The 18,755-nt window shown below is 35.5% G+C and carries 15 protein-coding genes; 11 read left to right on the top strand and 4 right to left on the bottom strand.

Annotated elements, in window-relative coordinates:
- Positions 1-49: 49 nt before the first annotated feature.
- Positions 50-724 (bottom strand): thiaminase II, encoded by a 675-nt coding sequence (tenA, locus tag GO593_RS05275; RefSeq protein ID WP_000899418.1) that lies wholly within the window; start codon positions 722-724, stop codon positions 50-52.
- Positions 725-986: 262 nt separating this feature from the next.
- Between tenA and GO593_RS05270 the strand changes: the two genes are divergently transcribed.
- From GO593_RS05270 to GO593_RS05235, 8 genes are all read left to right on the top strand, one after another.
- Positions 987-2,069 carry a DUF475 domain-containing protein gene (locus tag GO593_RS05270; protein WP_000680211.1) on the top strand — a complete coding sequence of 361 codons (1,083 nt, stop codon included), beginning with the start codon at positions 987-989 and terminating at the stop codon, positions 2,067-2,069.
- A gap of 146 nt (positions 2,070-2,215) precedes the next feature.
- Positions 2,216-3,580, top strand: a complete 1,365-nt coding sequence (locus GO593_RS05265; protein ID WP_001985116.1) for an MFS transporter — start codon at positions 2,216-2,218, stop codon at positions 3,578-3,580.
- A 51-nt stretch (positions 3,581-3,631) separates the two neighbouring features.
- The gene (gene ssb, locus GO593_RS05260) at positions 3,632-4,213 is read left to right on the top strand and encodes a single-stranded DNA-binding protein (protein ID WP_001215080.1); all 582 of its coding nucleotides are present in this window, start codon (positions 3,632-3,634) and stop codon (positions 4,211-4,213) included.
- 155 nt (positions 4,214-4,368) lie between these two features.
- The gene (locus GO593_RS05255; RefSeq protein WP_002147669.1) at positions 4,369-5,595 is read left to right on the top strand and encodes a site-specific integrase; all 1,227 of its coding nucleotides are present in this window, start codon (positions 4,369-4,371) and stop codon (positions 5,593-5,595) included.
- The gene (locus GO593_RS05250) at positions 5,588-7,144 is read left to right on the top strand and encodes a site-specific integrase (protein WP_000163911.1); all 1,557 of its coding nucleotides are present in this window, start codon (positions 5,588-5,590) and stop codon (positions 7,142-7,144) included. Before GO593_RS05255 ends, GO593_RS05250 begins: the two co-directional genes overlap by 8 nt.
- On the top strand, positions 7,137-9,260 hold the full coding sequence (locus GO593_RS05245) for a hypothetical protein (RefSeq protein ID WP_000369336.1): 2,124 nt from the start codon (positions 7,137-7,139) through the stop codon (positions 9,258-9,260). Before GO593_RS05250 ends, GO593_RS05245 begins: the two co-directional genes overlap by 8 nt.
- Before the next feature lies 1 nt (position 9,261).
- On the top strand, positions 9,262-9,681 hold the full coding sequence (locus tag GO593_RS05240; RefSeq protein WP_000046992.1) for a hypothetical protein: 420 nt from the start codon (positions 9,262-9,264) through the stop codon (positions 9,679-9,681).
- A 387-nt stretch (positions 9,682-10,068) separates the two neighbouring features.
- Entirely contained in the window at positions 10,069-12,024 is a 1,956-nt protein-coding gene (locus tag GO593_RS05235) for an AAA family ATPase (protein ID WP_000593543.1), read from the top strand.
- Positions 12,025-12,294: 270 nt separating this feature from the next.
- Here the strand turns inward: GO593_RS05235 and GO593_RS05230 are convergent, their stop codons facing one another.
- A complete protein-coding gene (locus GO593_RS05230) occupies positions 12,295-12,615 on the bottom strand; it encodes a type II toxin-antitoxin system Phd/YefM family antitoxin (protein ID WP_001081101.1) in 321 nt (106 codons plus the stop codon).
- A gap of 187 nt (positions 12,616-12,802) precedes the next feature.
- Here GO593_RS05230 and GO593_RS05225 point away from each other — a divergent pair, with 187 nt between their 5' ends.
- Complete coding sequence (locus GO593_RS05225; protein ID WP_000955310.1) at positions 12,803-15,016, top strand: AAA family ATPase; 2,214 nt, start codon at positions 12,803-12,805, stop codon at positions 15,014-15,016.
- Between the two features lie 299 nt (positions 15,017-15,315).
- Here GO593_RS05225 and GO593_RS05220 read toward each other — a convergent pair whose 3' ends face one another.
- Complete coding sequence (locus GO593_RS05220; protein WP_000082714.1) at positions 15,316-15,639, bottom strand: AzlD domain-containing protein; 324 nt, start codon at positions 15,637-15,639, stop codon at positions 15,316-15,318.
- Positions 15,636-16,331, bottom strand: a complete 696-nt coding sequence (locus tag GO593_RS05215; protein WP_002147673.1) for an AzlC family ABC transporter permease — start codon at positions 16,329-16,331, stop codon at positions 15,636-15,638. Before GO593_RS05215 ends, GO593_RS05220 begins: the two co-directional genes overlap by 4 nt.
- Positions 16,332-16,399: 68 nt before the next feature.
- On the opposite strand from GO593_RS05215, the gene GO593_RS05210 reads away from it, so the two are divergent.
- Both GO593_RS05210 and GO593_RS05205 read left to right on the top strand, forming a co-directional pair.
- Positions 16,400-16,948, top strand: coding sequence for a helix-turn-helix domain-containing protein (locus tag GO593_RS05210; protein ID WP_000081859.1), 549 nt, complete (start codon positions 16,400-16,402; stop codon positions 16,946-16,948).
- A 305-nt stretch (positions 16,949-17,253) separates the two neighbouring features.
- A complete protein-coding gene (locus tag GO593_RS05205) occupies positions 17,254-18,696 on the top strand; it encodes an amino acid permease (RefSeq protein ID WP_000718865.1) in 1,443 nt (480 codons plus the stop codon).
- The last annotated feature ends 59 nt before the right edge of the window (positions 18,697-18,755 follow it).

Genomic DNA, 18,755 nt, shown 5'->3' with positions numbered 1-18,755 from the left:
TTAAACACTGACCATTTAATGAACTAAATGGTCAGAACTCATCTTATTTTTAGATCTGATCTAAACCTAACCATTGTCTTTGATGGTAGGCACTATCCCAAAATAACCATTCAAGTTTTGCACCCATGGTATAGGCTGCATGCATTTTCTCTAAAGTATCTGCATCACAACGTGCGGCAACTTTATCTACCGTCGCAATCACATTACGAACGGCGGTATGGAATTCTTCACCTGCGTAGGTATCGATCCATGCCTGATAAGGATTGTTTGGGACAGACTTACTCACAATGTCTTTACCGACTTCGGCATAAATCCAGAAGCAAGGTAATAGAGCAGCAAGTACAACAGGGTAGCTTTCAGACCAAGCAGTTGCTGTCAAAAATGAAGTGTAATGATGGCCTGCCAAGGTCAATGGGGTATTTTTAAATTCTTCTTTAGTTACCCCAAAGTTTTTCATAAAGTCGTCATGCAAACTGCGCTCGACCACAATTGCAATTTTAGCTGCATCTGAAAACTGCATAATATCGTCAGCATCAAAAGCTTTAGCTGCTGCAACAGCCAGCACACGGCCATAGGCCACTAAATATTGAGCATCTTGAATAACATAATGACAAAAAGCTTCTTTATCTAAAGTACCGTTAGCAAGTTCCTGATTAAAAGGCAGGTCGAGAATTTTTTGATATAAATTTAAATTACGTTGCCAAAGTTCTTGAGAAAAAAGCATAAAAACATTCCATTTAAAATAAGACAGCTAAACCCGATTTTAAATCAATTTTAAAATACAAAAATAATAATGATAGATATATCGCAAGAAAATATTTAATACGATTAATAAGTTAATGAAATATTATAAATTTCTTTATTAAACAGTGAGATAAAGTAAAGTGAATAACGGCACAAAACAACATCGTTTTGTGGTTAATTATCGATATAATAGCCGCGGTTTTAAGAAAGATTAAATTTAGTTCTTGGTATAGGTCTGATCCATGAAGCATTTCCGATTTTCGATATTTTTTACGGTGGTGTGTTTAGCACTATCCGCTTACTGGGGTTTTACCCATGGACCTGAAGCGGGCGTGTCAACCATGCTTAAAGCTTTAACCATTACCGCGATTTTAGCTGTGATGGAAGTTTCTTTATCTTTTGACAATGCGGTCGTGAATGCATCGGTTCTCCGTAATTGGGACCCGTTCTGGAAAATGATCTTTTTAACGGTAGGTATTTTAATCGCCGTTTTTGGTATGCGTCTGATTTTCCCAGTCGTGATTGTTGCAGTGACTGCTGATATGGGTGTTATCGAAGTAGCCAAAATGGCACTTAATGATCCGAAAACCTACTCTGAACGTTTAATGGCTCATCACGCTGAAATTTCGGCTTTTGGTGGAACATTCCTATTACTGGTGTTCTTAAACTTCTTCTTTGATGACGAAAAAGAAACGCATTGGTTTAGATGGCTTGAATCTAAACTTGCAAGCTTGGCAAGCGTACCAGCAATGTCTGTATTTCTTGCTTTGATTGCCTTAATTGTGATGGCAGGTTATGTCGATGACCATCAACGTTTAGCTGTAACTATGGCCGGTATTTGGGGCATTGTGGTTTATATTGGCGTTGAAGTGCTCAGTCATTTGTTGGGCGGCGAACCTGAAATTGATGAAAATGGTAATGCTGTATTACAAGATGGATCAGGCGCTGCTTCTGGTGTTGTAAAAGCCGGTTTAGGTGGTTTCTTATATCTTGAAGTGTTAGATGCATCATTTAGTTTTGATGGTGTAATTGGTGCATTTGCCATTACTAGCGACGTTGTCGTGATTATGCTCGGTCTTGCAATTGGTGCTATTTTTGTCCGTTCAATGACAGTTTATCTTGTAGAAAAAGGCACACTAGATGCCTATGTGTTCTTGGAACATGGCGCGCATTATGCGATCGGTGCTTTAGCATTCATTATGATTGCAAGTGGTACAGGCGTGCATGTGCCGGAAGTTGTTACAGGTTTAATTGGTGTAGCGTTCATTGTTTGGGCGGTTATCGCTTCAATTCAATATTCGAAGCGCGAGCAACAGTCGCCTTAAGCTAATTTTCAGCAAACTTCGATAAACTAAAGAGGCTAAACGCCTCTTTATTTTTTTAAGCCCAAATCGTTATTTTAAATAAGGTGTCCCGTATTTTTAGAAACGAATCGGCTTATAATTTACTTAGTTTGATAACGTGTATTGATATGATGAATGCTTTGGAACGTCGCTCAACTTTTGCCTTAAGTAGTATTTTTGCACTACGCATGTTGGGCTTGTTCATGATTATTCCTGTCTTTTCTGTAGTTGGGCAGTCATATCAATATGCGACTCCAGCACTCATTGGTTTGGCTGTAGGTATTTATGGTTTAAGTCAGGCCATTTTACAAATTCCATTTAGCTTACTTGCTGACCGTTTTAGCCGTAAACCGCTTGTGGTCTTTGGTCTGTTACTCTTTGCTATTGGTGGTGCAATTGCCGGATTATCTGACACCATTTATGGCGTAATTATTGGCCGTGCTATCGCTGGGGCGGGTGCAGTTTCGGCAGTAGTTATGGCACTTTTAGCCGATGTGACGCGTGAAGAGCAGCGTACTAAAGCCATGGCTGCCATGGGGATGAGTATTGGCTTGTCTTTTGTAGTCGCTTTTAGTCTTGGGCCTTGGCTCACAAGCCTTGTAGGTATTTCTGGTTTGTTCTTTGTGACAACCATCATGGGTTTGATCGCGATTGCGATGTTATTGCTGGTGCCTAAAGTCACTCGTCACCATCGTAATTACCAGCAAGGCTACATGGCACAGCTTAAACAAGTCATTCAAATGGGTGATTTAAACCGTTTACACGTTTCGGTTTTTGCATTGCATTTATTGCTGACCGCCATGTTTATTTATGTGCCGTCACAGCTTATTGAGTTTGCGCATATTCCTTTGGCGAGCCACGGTTTGGTGTATTTGCCACTTTTGGTTATTAGTCTGTTTTTTGCATTTCCTAGCATTATCATCGCTGAAAAATATCGCAAAATGCGCGGCATTTTCTTAACAGCAATTACAGGTATTCTTGCAGGTTTACTATTACTGATATTTGGTTATCAGTCTAAATATGTCTTGCTTGCAGGCTTAGGTATTTTCTTTATTGCCTTTAATGTCATGGAGGCTTTATTACCTTCTTGGCTGTCAAAATCAGCTCCAATCCAGTCGAAAGCTACCGCTATGGGGGTAAATGCCAGTAGCCAGTTCTTAGGTGCCTTTTTTGGTGGCACACTAGGTGGTCAATTATTGATGTTACATAATACTGCGATTGGATGGAGTGTCTTAGCAGGGATTGCTATAATATGGCTGCTAATTAGTTTTGGTTTAGCTCAGCCGCGGTATTTGTCATCTATTGTGCTGCCATTGCCGCAAGTGCAACAGGTGAATGAGTGGACCACACAACTATTGGCAATTCGTGGTATCGAAGAAGTTGTGGTGATGCCTGACCAGCAAGTTGCTTATATTAAAGTCGATAAACAGTCTCTTGATGACGCTTCGCGACGTGATTTAACGCAGTTGTTCGGTAAAGAGGTAGCCATTTAAGCATAACTCTTATAAAGTAAAACATAGAAATGTATAGGATGAAGACAGCTAATGCGTGGTGTAAATAAGGTTATTTTGGTTGGTACTTTGGGTCGTGATCCTGAAACAAAAACTTTTCCAAATGGGGGCTCGTTGACCCAGTTTTCTATCGCAACAAGTGAAGTTTGGACCGATAAAAATACAGGTGAACGTAAAGAACAAACAGAATGGCACCGTATTGTTTTGCATAACCGTTTAGGGGAAATTGCTCAGCAGTTTTTACGTAAAGGTTCTAAGGTTTATATCGAAGGTTCATTACGTACACGTCAGTGGACAGACCAAAATGGTCAAGAACGTTACACTACAGAAATCCGTGGCGACCAGATGCAAATGTTAGATGCTCGTCAACAAGGTGAACAAGGTTTTGCTGGCGGTAATGATTTTAACCAACCACGTTTTAACGCGCCTCAACAAGGTGGCGGCTATCAAAATAACAACCAAGGTGGGGGCTACGGCCAAAACAATGGTGGTTATGGTGGCCAAGGCGGTTTCGGTAATGGTGGCAATAGCCCACAAGGTGGTGGTTTCGCTCCTAAAGCGCCACAACAACCAGCATCTGCACCAGCTGATTTAGACGACGACTTACCGTTCTAGTACACCCTATAGCCCCCATTTTGTTAAATTTTAATATTTTTTATTATTTAACAATAAATTAAATAAAAAATTTACAGATATTAGAAATAATTCTGTAAATTTTTTTACTTATATTCTATGGTATTTAATACTTAGATTTTTTGTTAATTTTAGCCATGATGTCTGTTAAAAGATTTGTAATGAGTAGTGGCGAGCGATTTGCTGTTCTTTTGGATAGTGATGGTATTCCTATGACTTATCCAAATTTATATACGATTATTCATTTAAGAAATCGTGGTCAATCAATTAATACAATTTCAGCTAATTTGGAAGATATTAAGTTACTCTTCCAGTTGTTAGATAAGTTAGGAATTGACTTAGAACAAAGGATAAAAAGTAAAGACTTTTTGGAATTAAATGAAATCGAAGCTATATCAAATTTAGCCAGTTTTAGTCGTAGCCGATTAGATGGAATGACTCCAAATAAAAAAATTATAAATTTTCCAAAAGGTAATAACAGAGAGCGATCTAGAGCAAAATTGGTTGTTACTCAGGACTATGTGTCCAAACAATTAATATATAGGCGTTTAACTAATTTTGCTGAGTATATTGGATGGTTAGAGACATATTTTCATTCATCAGCAATAACAAACACAAAACGCTTGTTTACATCTCGTAGACCTCGAAAGTCCATGGATATTGAGTCTGAATATAAGTCCTTTGATAGTGAGCAATTATATAAAATTTTAAAGGCGGTTGATCCTGATACTCAGAATCGTATTTGGATTTCAGATTATATTACTTATAGAAATGAGCTGATTATCTATCTATTTTTGTATCTAGGATGTCGTAAAGGGGAATTATTAAATTTAAAAATTACAGATATAACATCCCAAAAGAATGGTGCTGTATATCTTACTATAAGACGTAACCCTCACGATGGGAGTGATTCTAGACTATATCAACCCTTGGTGAAAACTAGAAGTCGATCAATTGCAGTCAATAAAAATCTAAAGAAAAAATTAGAAACTTATATTTTAAATTATAGGTCAACCGTGCCGAATGTAGAACTTACGGACTATTTAATTTTATCAAATAAAGGCCAGCCACTTTCAATCAATGCTCTTGATAAAATCTTTTCTGAAATTTCGAGAACTGTTGCATTTAATGTACATGCACATGCATTTAGACATACTTGGAATGATAAATTTTCTGAGAAATCTCAAATTTTAGTGGCAACAGGTAAAACAACTGAATTTAAAGTAGAAAATGATCGTGCATATCTGATGGGATGGATACCTAACTCACAAAGTGCGAGAAGATATTCAAGACGTGCAGAAAATAAACGAGCTATAGAAGTAGGTTTAAGTATTCAAGAAAAATTTGAGGATGAAAATGACTAAATTACTTCAAGTTGATAGTTTAGATAAACCGCCAAATTCTTTTATTTCATTCAAAGGCTTTGAAGTTGATATTTATGATCATACATGGGTTTTAGATATTAATCACACAGTTAATATGTTGAATCTCTCAAAATTTTCGGAGAAAGTTAGGGCGGATGTTTTAAATACCTTTATACATTTTGCTAAATATAGCTCAAGCACACATGCTAAAGAAATGATCCGCTATGCTCTTAAATATCCTGTTTTGACAGGAGAGTCAGAAATTACTTTAAAAGGAATTTTAGAATATAAAAACTATTTTAATGATAAACGGTACGAATATAAGTTAGCGAAGTTTAGAGTCTTTTTAAAAAAACTCTACAATTTAGGATACTCTTCAGTAGATGATGAAATTTACGATTTAATAGATTCATGGAGATTAGGTGGGAATGAAAAAGGTACAGCCGTTCTTTCTCTTGATCCAGATGAAGGCCCATTTAGCCCATTTGAATTCCAAGCAATTATCACTAAAACTAACGAATATTTAGCAGAAAATAAGATTTCCTATTATGAGGCTGCTTTAATTCGTGTTTTTTGTGCGACTGGTAGAAGACCCATCCAAATTTCAGGACTAAAGGTTAAAGACCTATACGTGTCTGATAAATATAGTTTTAATGATAAAAATGCAGTTCATATCCTTAAGATTCCGAGAGCTAAAATTAGAGGTGCTAGTGGATTCCGATTTGCTTTTAGTGAAGTAGGGATTCGAGAAAGCATTGCAAAAATTTTATTTGAACATATTCAAATTCTAAAGCAAAAATTAACTAAACAAATAAAGAGAGAGCTATCTGAACAAGAGTTTACAGAGCTACCACTATTCTATGATTTTGAGAAGTTAGTTAATTTGGATTGGGGAAATCAAAATGAAATTTCAGAGATTTTGACAAAAGAAATTATTCATATACCGAGCAATAAATTAACCCAAATTTTGAAAAAAGCTATTCAAAAACTTGGTATCCGCTCTAGAGAAACTGGTAAACCAATATCTGTAACTGCATATCGGTTTCGTTACACGCTTGGAACTAATGCCGCTCGACAGAAAGCAGGTGTGAATGTCATTGCAAAGCTATTAGATCATCATGATACCCAGAATGCACATTGCTATGTACAAAGTGTTCCTGAAATTGCACAACAAATCTCTTCCATTATGGATGAGAACTTACGCAAATATGCAGATGCTTTTCAAGGAAGAGTTGTAAAGGATGAGATAGAGGCTCAATCACAAATTAAAGATGCTAATCGAATATCTTGTGTGGAACAGGACTGTGATGTTGGCTCATGTGGAACACATCAATATTGTAGGGATCATGCGCCAATAGCATGTTATCTGTGTAGCAAGTTTATGCCTTGGGCAAATGCACCCCATCATCTAGTTCTAGAGCAATTAATTAAAGAACGAGATGATCTAATAGCAATGGGATGTAGCCTTGAAGTCGCTGCTGTGAATGACCGAGCGATTATTGCCGTTCAGCAAGTAATTGCTGCTTGTAAGGAGTTTAATCATGGATAATTTAATATATTTTCCATCAGACAAAATCCAGTCTCCTTACTTCGAAATTAAGCGGTTTATTGATTTTGTTAAACAGTTATCAGAATTAAATGAAGATATTAGATTTGATGAGAATTATTGGAAAGGCGAAGTAAACTTTGTCAAATCAGGTGTGCCATCACAAGACAGACGACCTGAAAATCTCTTGGATCATTCAATTCTAGAATTTGCCAAGGCGTATGTTAAGTATCAAAGAATTAATAGTAAGTTAAAAACCCAAGATACGATTTTGGGAATTCGGGTATTAGAAAAAATATGCTTAGATCGATATGGTGAAGTGGATTTATCTAAATTAGTTATTGCTGATTTTGATTTAGCGGCTGAGAATGCAAAGAAAAGTTATAAAGCAAGTTCTGCTTATCATGTGGGAAGACACTTAAAGATTCTCTTGGATTTTATTCGCCAATTAAAAATAGTGAATTTACCAGAGTGGAAAAATCCAATTAAAAAGCCTGCTGATAAGGTAATTCTGCTAGATAAAGAGTCAGAAGAATATAGATCATCTAAGCTTCCAGATGAAGATGCTATTTTTGCATTGGCTGATATTTTCTCACGAAAAGATTCAGAGTTGTCAAATAGAGATATTTTTGTCACCAGTGCTGTGAGTTTGCTTCTAGCTGCGCCTGAACGTGCATCAGAGCTGTTTTTCTTAAAGCATAATTGTATCTACGAGGAAGAAGTCCCAAGGCGTTCTAAGAGCAGTTTAGAGCTTGCAGAAGATGGTTCGAATATTGAGAAAGTATTAGGTATTAGATGGTATGCACAGAAAAATTATGGGTATGATATTAAATATATTCCGAGTGTCATGATTCCAACGGTTAAACGGGCTATTGAACGTTTGATTAAGATGTCAGAACAGCCTAGACATTTAGCATATTTGCTTGAGACAAGCGATAAGTTTCCGAGACATAAGTTCTGTCCTAAAGTGCCTGATGATCAATTATTAAAACGTAGTGAAGTATTGTCGGCAATGGGATTTGATGTGTCGCTATATGATGAGACTAGTAAAGAAAAAAATAGTGGCAAAAGTTTTTTAATAACTCGTGAGATTCCTATTAGTGATTACGCAGTCTGCCTGAATGATTTAAATATTATTCTGCGTAATAGACTGCCTCAGGGCTTTCCTTATATACCTTTTAGAACTGGTAATGGAGTTCAGATTAAGTGGTCAGAAGCTCTATTTGCATCTTTTCATAATCAATTTCATTCAAATAAGATAACTATCTTTTCAGAATTATGGATTCCAACAATTAATAACTTAAATGAAGATTTATCGCCCACAAGAAGAAATTTAAAAGGAAAACGCCAATTATGTAATATGAAATCTATTTTTCAGCGGTGGGGACATGGTAATTATAGTATGACAACTCATCAATTCCGACATTTATTGAATACCATAGCAAATACGAATGGAATGGATAGCTTGTTACTTGCTAAATGGTCGGGACGAGCTGATATGAAGCAAAATCGAGTATATGACCATACCACGGTTGAAGATCGTAATTATGGCTTAATTGAGATGCAGAAAAATGAGGTTGGTATAGTAAATACTGATAGTACATTTACATTTCAGACCGCTACACCTCGAACTCTACAGGAGTTAAATACCAAAACCACGTTGTCTATGCACACTACGGAATTTGGACTTTGTACACATTCGTATATTGATGAACCCTGCTTAAAGTATAGAAACTGTTTGAATTGCACTGAGCATGTTTGTATTAAAGGTGATGTAGAAAAGAAAAAACGGCTTCAAGATAGACTAAAAAAAGAAAAAATCTTATGGGCAAAGGATAAAGAGTCTGTTAGTAAGAATGTTACTGGTGCAACGGTGTGGTTGGAGATGAGAGAATTAACGATTAAACGTTGTGAACAGATGATTGCACTATTGAACGATCCAAACATTCCTGATGGTACACCTTTGAGCCTTCCATCTTCTGAAGATATCCCTCATCTTGATTTAGCGTATCAAAAGGCAGGTCGTAAACGCATTCCTACTATTGAGAATACTCAACGTAAACAGATTGAAAAACAGCAAGTTTTGCATGAATCTTTGTTAATGGATTTATGGAGTTAACATGGCACAACATTTAACGGATCAGAATATTCAAGATATTGTTGAAATTCTTGATTATTGGTCACCAAATGAAAAGTTAACGTGGGAACGATTATGCAAAGCGATTGAAGTGCAACTAGAACTTGTACCTGCACCCACTCGTCAAACACTACAGAAATTTGCAAGAATTAAGAACGCTTATGATCTAGGAAAAAAATCTCCAACAGCTTTAAAAATATTGAAATCAAAACAACAAAAGCTTCCTGCAAGCTTGAAAATTGCTCAAGCTAGAATTGAGAGTTTGGAAGCCAAGAATACCAGATTGGAAAAAGAAAACGCTATGTTGTTAGAACAGTTTGTAGTGTGGCAATATAATGCTCATAAGTATGGGCTAAGTATTGCTAAATTGAATGAGCCGATGAACAAAAAAAGTTCAGATTGATTTTGAAAAGTAAATTATTAGGTGGTTTAACTTTTTATTTTTACCATAAGGTAGTCTTTTTTTATTAAAGTCATGTAAAACTAAAAAAGAGGAATAAGGGTTTTAGTTTGTTAGTGAAAAGATTTCTAAAGCTTATATTTTAAAATTTTTTAAAATATATTAAATTCCTCATCAATAGATTTTGTAAATTTAAGTGATAAAAATACTTTATAAATTGGAACTTGGTTTGATGTTGGCTTTAATAAATTTACTTCAATTAATTGAAATAATGGGTGATGCCCAATATCCATTAAAACTGTTTTTTGCGAGTTGTCATAGTAAACTTGGAAACAATGAAATTGTTAATCTTTATCAATGTTATATATTTAATTTTAGGGAGAAATATTTATGATTAAACTTAAAAATATTGAGATATTAAAATATAAGTCATTTACAACTCCTCAATCAATAAACATTGAGGAAGATATAACTGTTTTAGTAGGAATGAATGAATCGGGAAAAACTTCTGTTTTAGAATGTTTAGCTAAAACTAATTATTTTGAAGATGATGAAAAGTTTAAATTTAACGAAACGTTAGACTATCCTCGAAAAGAACTAAAAAGTATCAGTAAGTCGGATAGCAAACCTAAAGCAATTATTTGCACTTATCATATTTCAGATGAACTAATTGGCTTAATCGAAAATAGGTTAGGTAAAGGAACTTGGCAAGGAAGTAATGAAATCACCCTAACAAGTTCTTATGGTGATTCATCTACATTAATAAGTGGTGTATCGATAAATTTTGAATTATTTTTAAAACACTTAAATTTATCTGATATTGGTGATGATGTAAAAACTGAGTTGAAGTTGGCTCTAACAGAAGAGAAATTTGATCAAATATTAAAGAAGTTCCCAGATGAAACCGAAAGGTTAGAGCCTTTAAGAAAATATTTCTTCAAAAGTTCTACATGGATGACTTTTATTGAAAGATATGCATATAGTGTTTTAATAAAAAGACATTTACCAAAATTTATTTACTATGATGAATATTATCAACTCCCATCAAGGATTATTCTAGAAAGTTTTTTAGATGATGATGTTGATCTATCGGATGATCTAAAAACAGCAAAGGCACTCTTAGATTTATCCGAAATTAATGTGAATGAACTTATTAATGCAGACGATTTCGAAGACTTTATTGCTGAATTAGAAGCAACTGAGGCTTTGATTTCTGACACACTATTTCAATATTGGTCTGCAAATCAGAACTTAAATATTGAATTTAAAATTGATAAAAAAACAGCTACTGTGAAAAGGCAAGTAAATACAAGTTATGGCAGTGCTACAACGGTCGATACAAATATTGTTGAACATGTCTTAGATATTCGAGTAAAAAACTCGAAAACGAGAGTTTCTTTACCTCTTCAGAATAGAAGTAAAGGATTTAATTGGTTTTTTTCATTCTTAGTTTGGTTTAACAAAATTCAGGCTGATTCAAATTCAAAATATATTCTACTCTTAGATGAGCCAGGCCTTAACTTGCATGCAACTGCTCAAGCAGATTTACTACGTTTTTTAGAAAGTTTAGTTGATAAGTATCAAGTTATTTATACAACTCACTCACCTTTCATGGTAGAAACAACGAAATTAAATCGGGTCAGAACGGTATTTAGTGACTCCGATAGCTCTATCGTTAGTGATAGTATTCAACAAAAAGACCCTAATACACTTTTCCCTTTACAAGCTGCTTTAGGGTATGATGTTGCACAGAATTTATTTATTTCTAAAAAAAATCTATTGGTAGAAGGTGTCTCAGACTTACTATACTTGACCACAATTTCAGAATATTTGAATGCGAATAAACGAACTGGCTTAAATGAAGATATTACAATTGTGCCTACAGGCGGTTTAGATAAAGTTGCTAGTTTTATTTCATTACTTCGAGGTTCAAAACTATCAATTTTCTGCCTATTAGATTCGTTTACTGACCAAAAGTCTCAGGCAAGATTTGATAGTCTAACTATTCAAAAAATTATATCTGATAAAAATATAAAATTTTTCCATGATTTTTTGGATAATAGAAAAAAAGCTGATATTGAAGATATATTTACTATTGATGAATATCTGCAACTTTTTAATATTTCTCTCTCATCTACCCATGCTGAAATTAAGGTGGAAGAATTAAGTACTGAAATTGAAGATATATTATCAAAAATTAATAAAGTTATTAAAAAGAATAGATTTAATCATTATTTACCTGCAAAAGAATTTGCTAGTAATAAGGATTTTGTTAATAGCCTTTCAGAAGCTACTTTATCAAGATTTGAAACTATCTTTAAAGAGGTCAATAAGAATCTTAAATAGTTTTTGGTTTAATAGACTTGCCTATTAGGGTGAGTCTATTACTTTACCCAGTACGTTATTTAATATAATTTTATAGACATCCAAGTGTTCTTTTTAATTTTCAATAAAATTAGTCAACTCTATGATGTCAGTGCTACTTAACTTACGAATATGTTTTCCACTTCTTAGTATTTTACGAAAATAAAAGCTCATTGTTCAACGAATATAAATATAAGATGACTTTTAAATCAGCTTGTCTCTAATCTCGAATCCGTTAATATCCTCAAAAAGCTATTTTTCTTGTCCATTTACTTCTTCAAATACACCTTTTGGGTTCAAAAGCATGTGTTTGATCGGTTGACCAGTGAGCTGATTAATATCCAAAAGATCATAAACCATTTGTTGTCCTAGCTGTTCACGCCGGACAGCTTCAATAATTTCCTGCATTTTTTGAAATTCTTCAAAACTCAGAACAACAGCTTCGGGCGCATTCTTCGTATAAACAAAAACAGGTTTATGACTATCTTTGACACATTGAACAATTTTGCTCCAAGATTTGCGAACATCAGTCGCAGAAACAATCGCACCGTTTATAAAAGTTAATCGATTCATATCTAAGACCTTATACGGGATAGCAAAAATTAAATCATTTCAGAATCTTGTTCCGAATGTAAGAAAACGACCGTTATTTATTATGGGACGATTTTATATTTCTAAAATTAGTAGATGATATTTGTATGTAACTATATAATCTAAAAAAATAAATTTTAAATCGTGCAAATTAAAAATAGGGAAATCTATGCTTACTGGAGTCTATATAAATAATGTTGCTACTTATAGTGTACCAACACAATTAGATGGGTTAAAGCAAATAAATTTTATATTTGGGGCAAATGGGTCCGGAAAATCTACAATTGGTAGAATCATAGATCAATCATCAGGCTACACACATTGTTTACTTCAATGGCTTGGTGGAGAACCAATAAAAACTCTCGTCTATAATAAAGATTTTATTGATCGTAATTTCAATCAAGAAAATACCGTTAAAGGAGTTTTTACCCTAGGTGACGATCAAGTTGAGGCAGAACGTCAAATTGCTTTATTACGTCCACAAATCGATAAAGTAAAGGATGAGATACGTAGGTTAAATATTCAACTTAATGGTGAAGCCAGCCAAGGTGGTAAAGTCGCTGAGAGAGCAGCATTAGACCCTGAAATACAAGCAAAATGTTGGAAAAAAAAACAAAAGTATGACTCGTATTTTCAGGATGCTTTTACTGGATTTAGAAATAGTGCGGAAAGATTTAAAGATAAAGTTCTACTGGAAAAACAAATCAATCAATCAATTCTTTTATCATTAGAAGAGTTAAAAGAGAAAGCCTCAACAATATTTTCACGTAACGTCGAAAGATACAATTTTATTCCAGTTTTTAATGCTGCTACACTTATCGAAGTAGAAAACAACCCGATTTTGCAAAGAATAATTATTGGTAATCAAGATGTTAATATCTCTAAGCTTATAGAAACTATAGGTAATAGTGATTGGGTTAAACATGGACGTAAACATTTTGAAAAAAGTTATCCCCAATGCCCTTTTTGCCAACAAATAACTTCGCCAAGTCTTTCTGATGAATTACTTAAATTTTTTAGTGAAACATATGAGCAGGAAATAGGCATTGTTGAACAAATATTTAGTCAATATCTAGATACATCTGAAATGGTATTAAATGCAATTCAATTCATAAGTAGTCAAAATATACCTTTTTTAGAAATAGACCTTTTTCAAGCAGAAGCTCAAATACTCAATGAGCGTTTGGAGCGGAACAAAGGTATCTTACAAAGGAAATTGTCAGAACCGAGCCTAAAAGTTTCTCTAGAACCATTAGAACCTATTATTAGTAAAATCTTAGGTATGATCCAAGATGTAAATCAAAAGATTATGCTCCACAATCAAGTTGTCCAGAACCTCTCGACTGAAAAGCAAAACCTTACAAATCAAGTTTGGAAATACATTATAAATGAGTTAGATAGTGACTTGAGTAGTTATTTAAAAAATAAGACGAGACTCGAATCTACCATTAATGGAATGAACAATAGCTTAAAACAAAAAAGAGAAATTTTAGGCAATTTAGAAGCTCAACTAAAAGTATTTGAAAAGAAAGCTACGTCAACAATACCGACAGTAAATGAAATAAACGATCTTCTCAAATCATTCGGCTTTACCTCATTCTATATAAGCCCTGTAGATGAACAAGGTCATTATAGAATTTGCCGAGCAAATGGAGATGATGCTAGCCGATCTTTGAGTGAAGGAGAAAAGACATTTATAACTTTCCTCTATTTTTATTCACTTATAAAAGGCTCCCATTCTTCATCAGGAATTACCGAAAATAGAATTGTAGTCTTTGATGACCCTATTTCTAGTTTAGATAGTGATATTCTCTATATTGTAAGTAGCCTCATAAAGCGTGTATTTGATCATGTTCGCACTAATAATGCTTTGATTAAACAAGTTTTTGTTTTGACCCATAATGTCTATTTTCATAAAGAAATTACTTTTAATAACAGACGAAGTCAGAATCAGATCATGGGCGATGAAACCTTTTGGATGGTCAAGAAAAATTCTAGCGGCTCTACTATTGAAAAATGCTCTGAGAATCCTATTCGTTCAGCCTATGAGCTACTCTGGTCAGATATTAAAACCAATAATCAGTCAAACCTAACTATTCAGAATACATTACGTCGAATTCTTGAAAACTATTTCACAATGTGGGGTAGTATGAAAAAAGATGAAATTTGTGATCTTTTTGAAGGGAATGAGAAGCTAATTTGTCAGTCGTTATTTGCATGGGTCAATGATGGTTCACACTCAATCCATGATGATTTGTATATTAACCACGGACAGCAAACTAATGAATCATATTTAACTGTTTTTAAAGAGATTTTTAATAAGTCTGGTCAAATAGGTCATTATCAAATGATGACAGGTAGTTTAACAGATAGTACATCTTGATTAGAAATGGTTATAGTTTTTTATGCAAAATACTGAGTATGGCAACCACTCTTTCATTGAGGAGTATAAACCGTGTCCAATATGCATTTAAAATTTAATCTATTTTATTAATATCAAAAATTACATTCAGCTATTCTGTATATGAAATACTTAAAAATGTTAAATATAAAGAAATTAATTTAACAGACTATTTAACATATTTATTTAATTTATTGTAATTTAAATATTTATTTTTTTTTAGTATGTATATCCGTTTTAATCAAAGTTTCAAAAAAGGCGAGTTTATCTCGCCTTTTTTATTATTCAATTCCAAGTAAACGTACCAGTGCTGTGCCAGCCGCCGCCAGACAAATCACCAATAAAAGCGGGGCTTTTTTCCAAACCAAGAAAAGTGCCAAACCCACCCCAAATATACGTGCGAAACCTGCGAAATGTTGGCCTTCAAAAAATGTAGTGGTCACAGCAATGGCACAGAGCAAAACGGTTGCGCCGTTTGAGAGTAAAACTTGGTATTTTTCAGAAAATGAAAACTTGGCACCTAAGTGGAAACCAGCAAAACGGATACTGTACGTACCCAGTGCGAGTAGAGCTATCCCTACAATAATCAGTAACTGTTGACTCATTTTTTTCTACCCCATATCAAGCCAAAAAGTGAAATCAGAATCGGAAGTCCTGCGGCTAAAAAGGGTGTGGTTATCAACGCTAAAGTTGATCCGGCAAATGCAGCTTTTCGAGTCACCTTATTCTTTAAAGCAGAAAAAGTAAGAGCAATTAAAATAGCTGGGAAAATCGCATCTAAGCCAAATGTTTTAGGGTCTGGAATAGCACTCCCAATAAAATAACCAGCAGTGACGCCGAGTGGCCAACTGAGCATGATGCCTATACCACATAGCCAGTAAGCAGCCTTTTTGGTTTCGAAATCAGGCTGTGCCATACCAAACAAAACGCTTTCATCGTTCATGATATGAGACCCAAAATATTGAGAGAATTTGCCTCGAATCAGTTCATTGACCGCAATGCCAAAAGGTAGATGTCTTAAATTGACGAGTAGTCCTGCAATTGCAGCCGCAATCGGGCTACCACCTACCGCCAAGAATCCAATAAAAATAAATTCAGCAGTTCCCGCGAGCACAAATATGGACAGGCAAAGTGGGATCCAGAGTGCTAAGCCATAACTTGCGGCGAGTGAACCTAAGGACATACCAACGATACTCGTTGCTAGGCACACAAAGAAAATCGAGCGAGTAGTATCTTTACTAAGTTTTCTAATAAGAGCGTATGTAGTCATGGCATGATATAGCGAACGATTTTCCATTATAATGAATAAGTCTGATTGTTTTGTCAAAACGAACGATCGTTTTTTTTATAGAACGGATAGAATGAATGTCTCAGCCAATCGAAATTATTGCCAAAGGTTTAACGCGTGAACGCCAAAGAGCAGGGCTTTCATTGGCAGAGGTTGCGCGCCGTGCAGGTGTTGCCAAATCTACACTTTCTCAATTAGAGGCAGGGCAAGGTAATCCAAGTATTGAAACCTTATGGGCACTTTGTGTGGCACTCAATATTCCATTTGCACGTCTGATGGAAGAACCGAGCAATCAAGTGCAAGTCATTCGCTGTGGCGATGGGCCAACGGTGAGTTCGGAGATTGCCAATTACAAAGCAATTTTGTTGGCGACCTGTCCACCCCATGCGCGCCGAGATGTGTATTTATTGATTGTTGAACCGGGCGAAGATCGACTTTCAGAACCACATCCAGTTGGTTCGGTAGAACATATTATTGTAGTGGAAGGGCGAGCTTTAGTGGGTTTAATTGATGAAGCGGTTGAGCTGGGTGTTGGAGACTATATTTGTTATCCAGCCGATCAAAAACATATATTTAGAGCTTTGGAAACAGGCACAAAGGCGTTATTAATTTCTGAGCAAAACTAAAGAAATTCAATCTGATTAAAATAAAAACAAAAAGCCATTTACCAGCATCTTCTATAAAAAGGGCCAATTTTGCGTATAAATTTTGCAATTGGCTCTCTCTTTTATTACAAAAATGGCTCTCGTTTCTTGAGTGCCGAAACGACAAATTAAAGCCATTGGAAGTATGCATACGGAAGCGCCGGATAAGCTCAGTGAATTTTCTGTTTTAGGAATTGGGCAGAACGGCTAAATTTTTAGGGGATATTTTTTGGCTTCGGAGGATTTCCGAGACTAGCCGATATCCTCCATATATTAAGGAAAATGATATGGCAGCTCATCAAAATGGTTCTGAAGCCAATCACTCCCAAAGTTTAAAACATGGACTTAAATCACGCCACTTAACCATGATCTCGATTGCAGGGGTTATTGGTGGCTCTCTCTTTGTTGGCTCAGGCAGTATTATCTACAACACCGGCCCTGTAGTTTTTCTAACTTATGCTTTAGGTGGCCTCCTAGTTTGGTTCATCATGCGTATGTTAGGCGAGATGGCCGTTTTAAATCCCGACAGTGGCTCTTTTTCAACTTATGCAGACCGTGCGATTGGTCGTTGGGCAGGGTTTTCAATTGGTTGGTTGTACTGGTGTACGCTGGCGATGCTCATGGGCTGGGAAGCTTATGTAGCAGGAAAAATTTTAAACAACTGGTTCCCGTTTATTCCGATCTGGGTTTATATGACCGTCGTCATTGTTGCACTGGTTGTTGTCAATTTACAAAACGTCAAGAACTATGGTGAATTCGAGTTCTGGTTTGCGCTCATCAAAGTCATCGCGATTGTTGTTTTCCTTGTGATTGGTAGTTTAGCCATTATGCATTTGTGGCCTTGGGGCAATCCAGCTGCATCTGGTATAAGTAACTTAACCTCTCAAGGCTTTATGCCAAATGGCGGTTCGTCAGTGATTACCGCCTTGCTTGGGGTGATGTTCGCCTATATTGGCGCTGAAATTGTTACCGTAGCAGCAGCAGAGTCTGCAAATCCATCTAAAGAAATTCGTAAGGCATCAAACTCGGTGGTTTGGCGTATTATTTTATTCTACGTTGGTTCAATGTTCGTTGCTGTATGTCTTATTCCTCACAACAATGAACTTTTAAAAGATTCGACTTGGGGTACTTATAGTGTAACTCTGTCTGCACTTGGTATTCCGGGTGCGCGCCATATCGTAAATTTTGTAGTTCTAACATCGGTATGTAGTTGCTTTAACTCAGCGCTTTACACGTGTTCACGGATGCTATTCTCGTTGTCTAAACGTGGTGATGCACCAAAAAGTTTTGGTTCTGTAAACAGTAAAAGCAGTCCTTGGGTGGGTGTGATTGTGTCATGCTTCTTCTCTGTAATTGCGGTAATTTTAACTGCAACAGAGAGTATGAATGTTTATGACTTCTTCATGCTAACAACAGGTGCAGCAACACTATATGTGTACCTGACCATTGCTTATTCTCAGCTTCGTATGCGTAAAAAATTAGAAGCTGAAGGTGTGAAAATTGACTTTAAAATGTGGATGTTTCCTTACCTAACCTATGTGGTGATCTTTGCAATTATTGGTGCAATTCTTACCATGTTGATTGAAGGCACCTATTTTAAAGAAGTGATTTACACCACAGCATTGTTCGGCATTATTGTGTTCTTCGGATTGTTGTCTGAAAAGCTAGGTTGGGGTAAAGAGCGTCGTGCAACCCATTTAACTCATAGCCATGAAGAAAAGTTAGTTTAAATTTTTAAACCAAAAGAGCCTCACAATGAGGCTCTTTTTTATTTTGCTCAGATAAAAAG

Origin of the sequence: Acinetobacter baumannii (assembly GCF_009759685.1) — a bacterium.
Taxonomy (GTDB): domain Bacteria; phylum Pseudomonadota; class Gammaproteobacteria; order Pseudomonadales; family Moraxellaceae; genus Acinetobacter; species Acinetobacter baumannii.
This window is presented reverse-complemented; position numbering and strand designations above follow the sequence as displayed.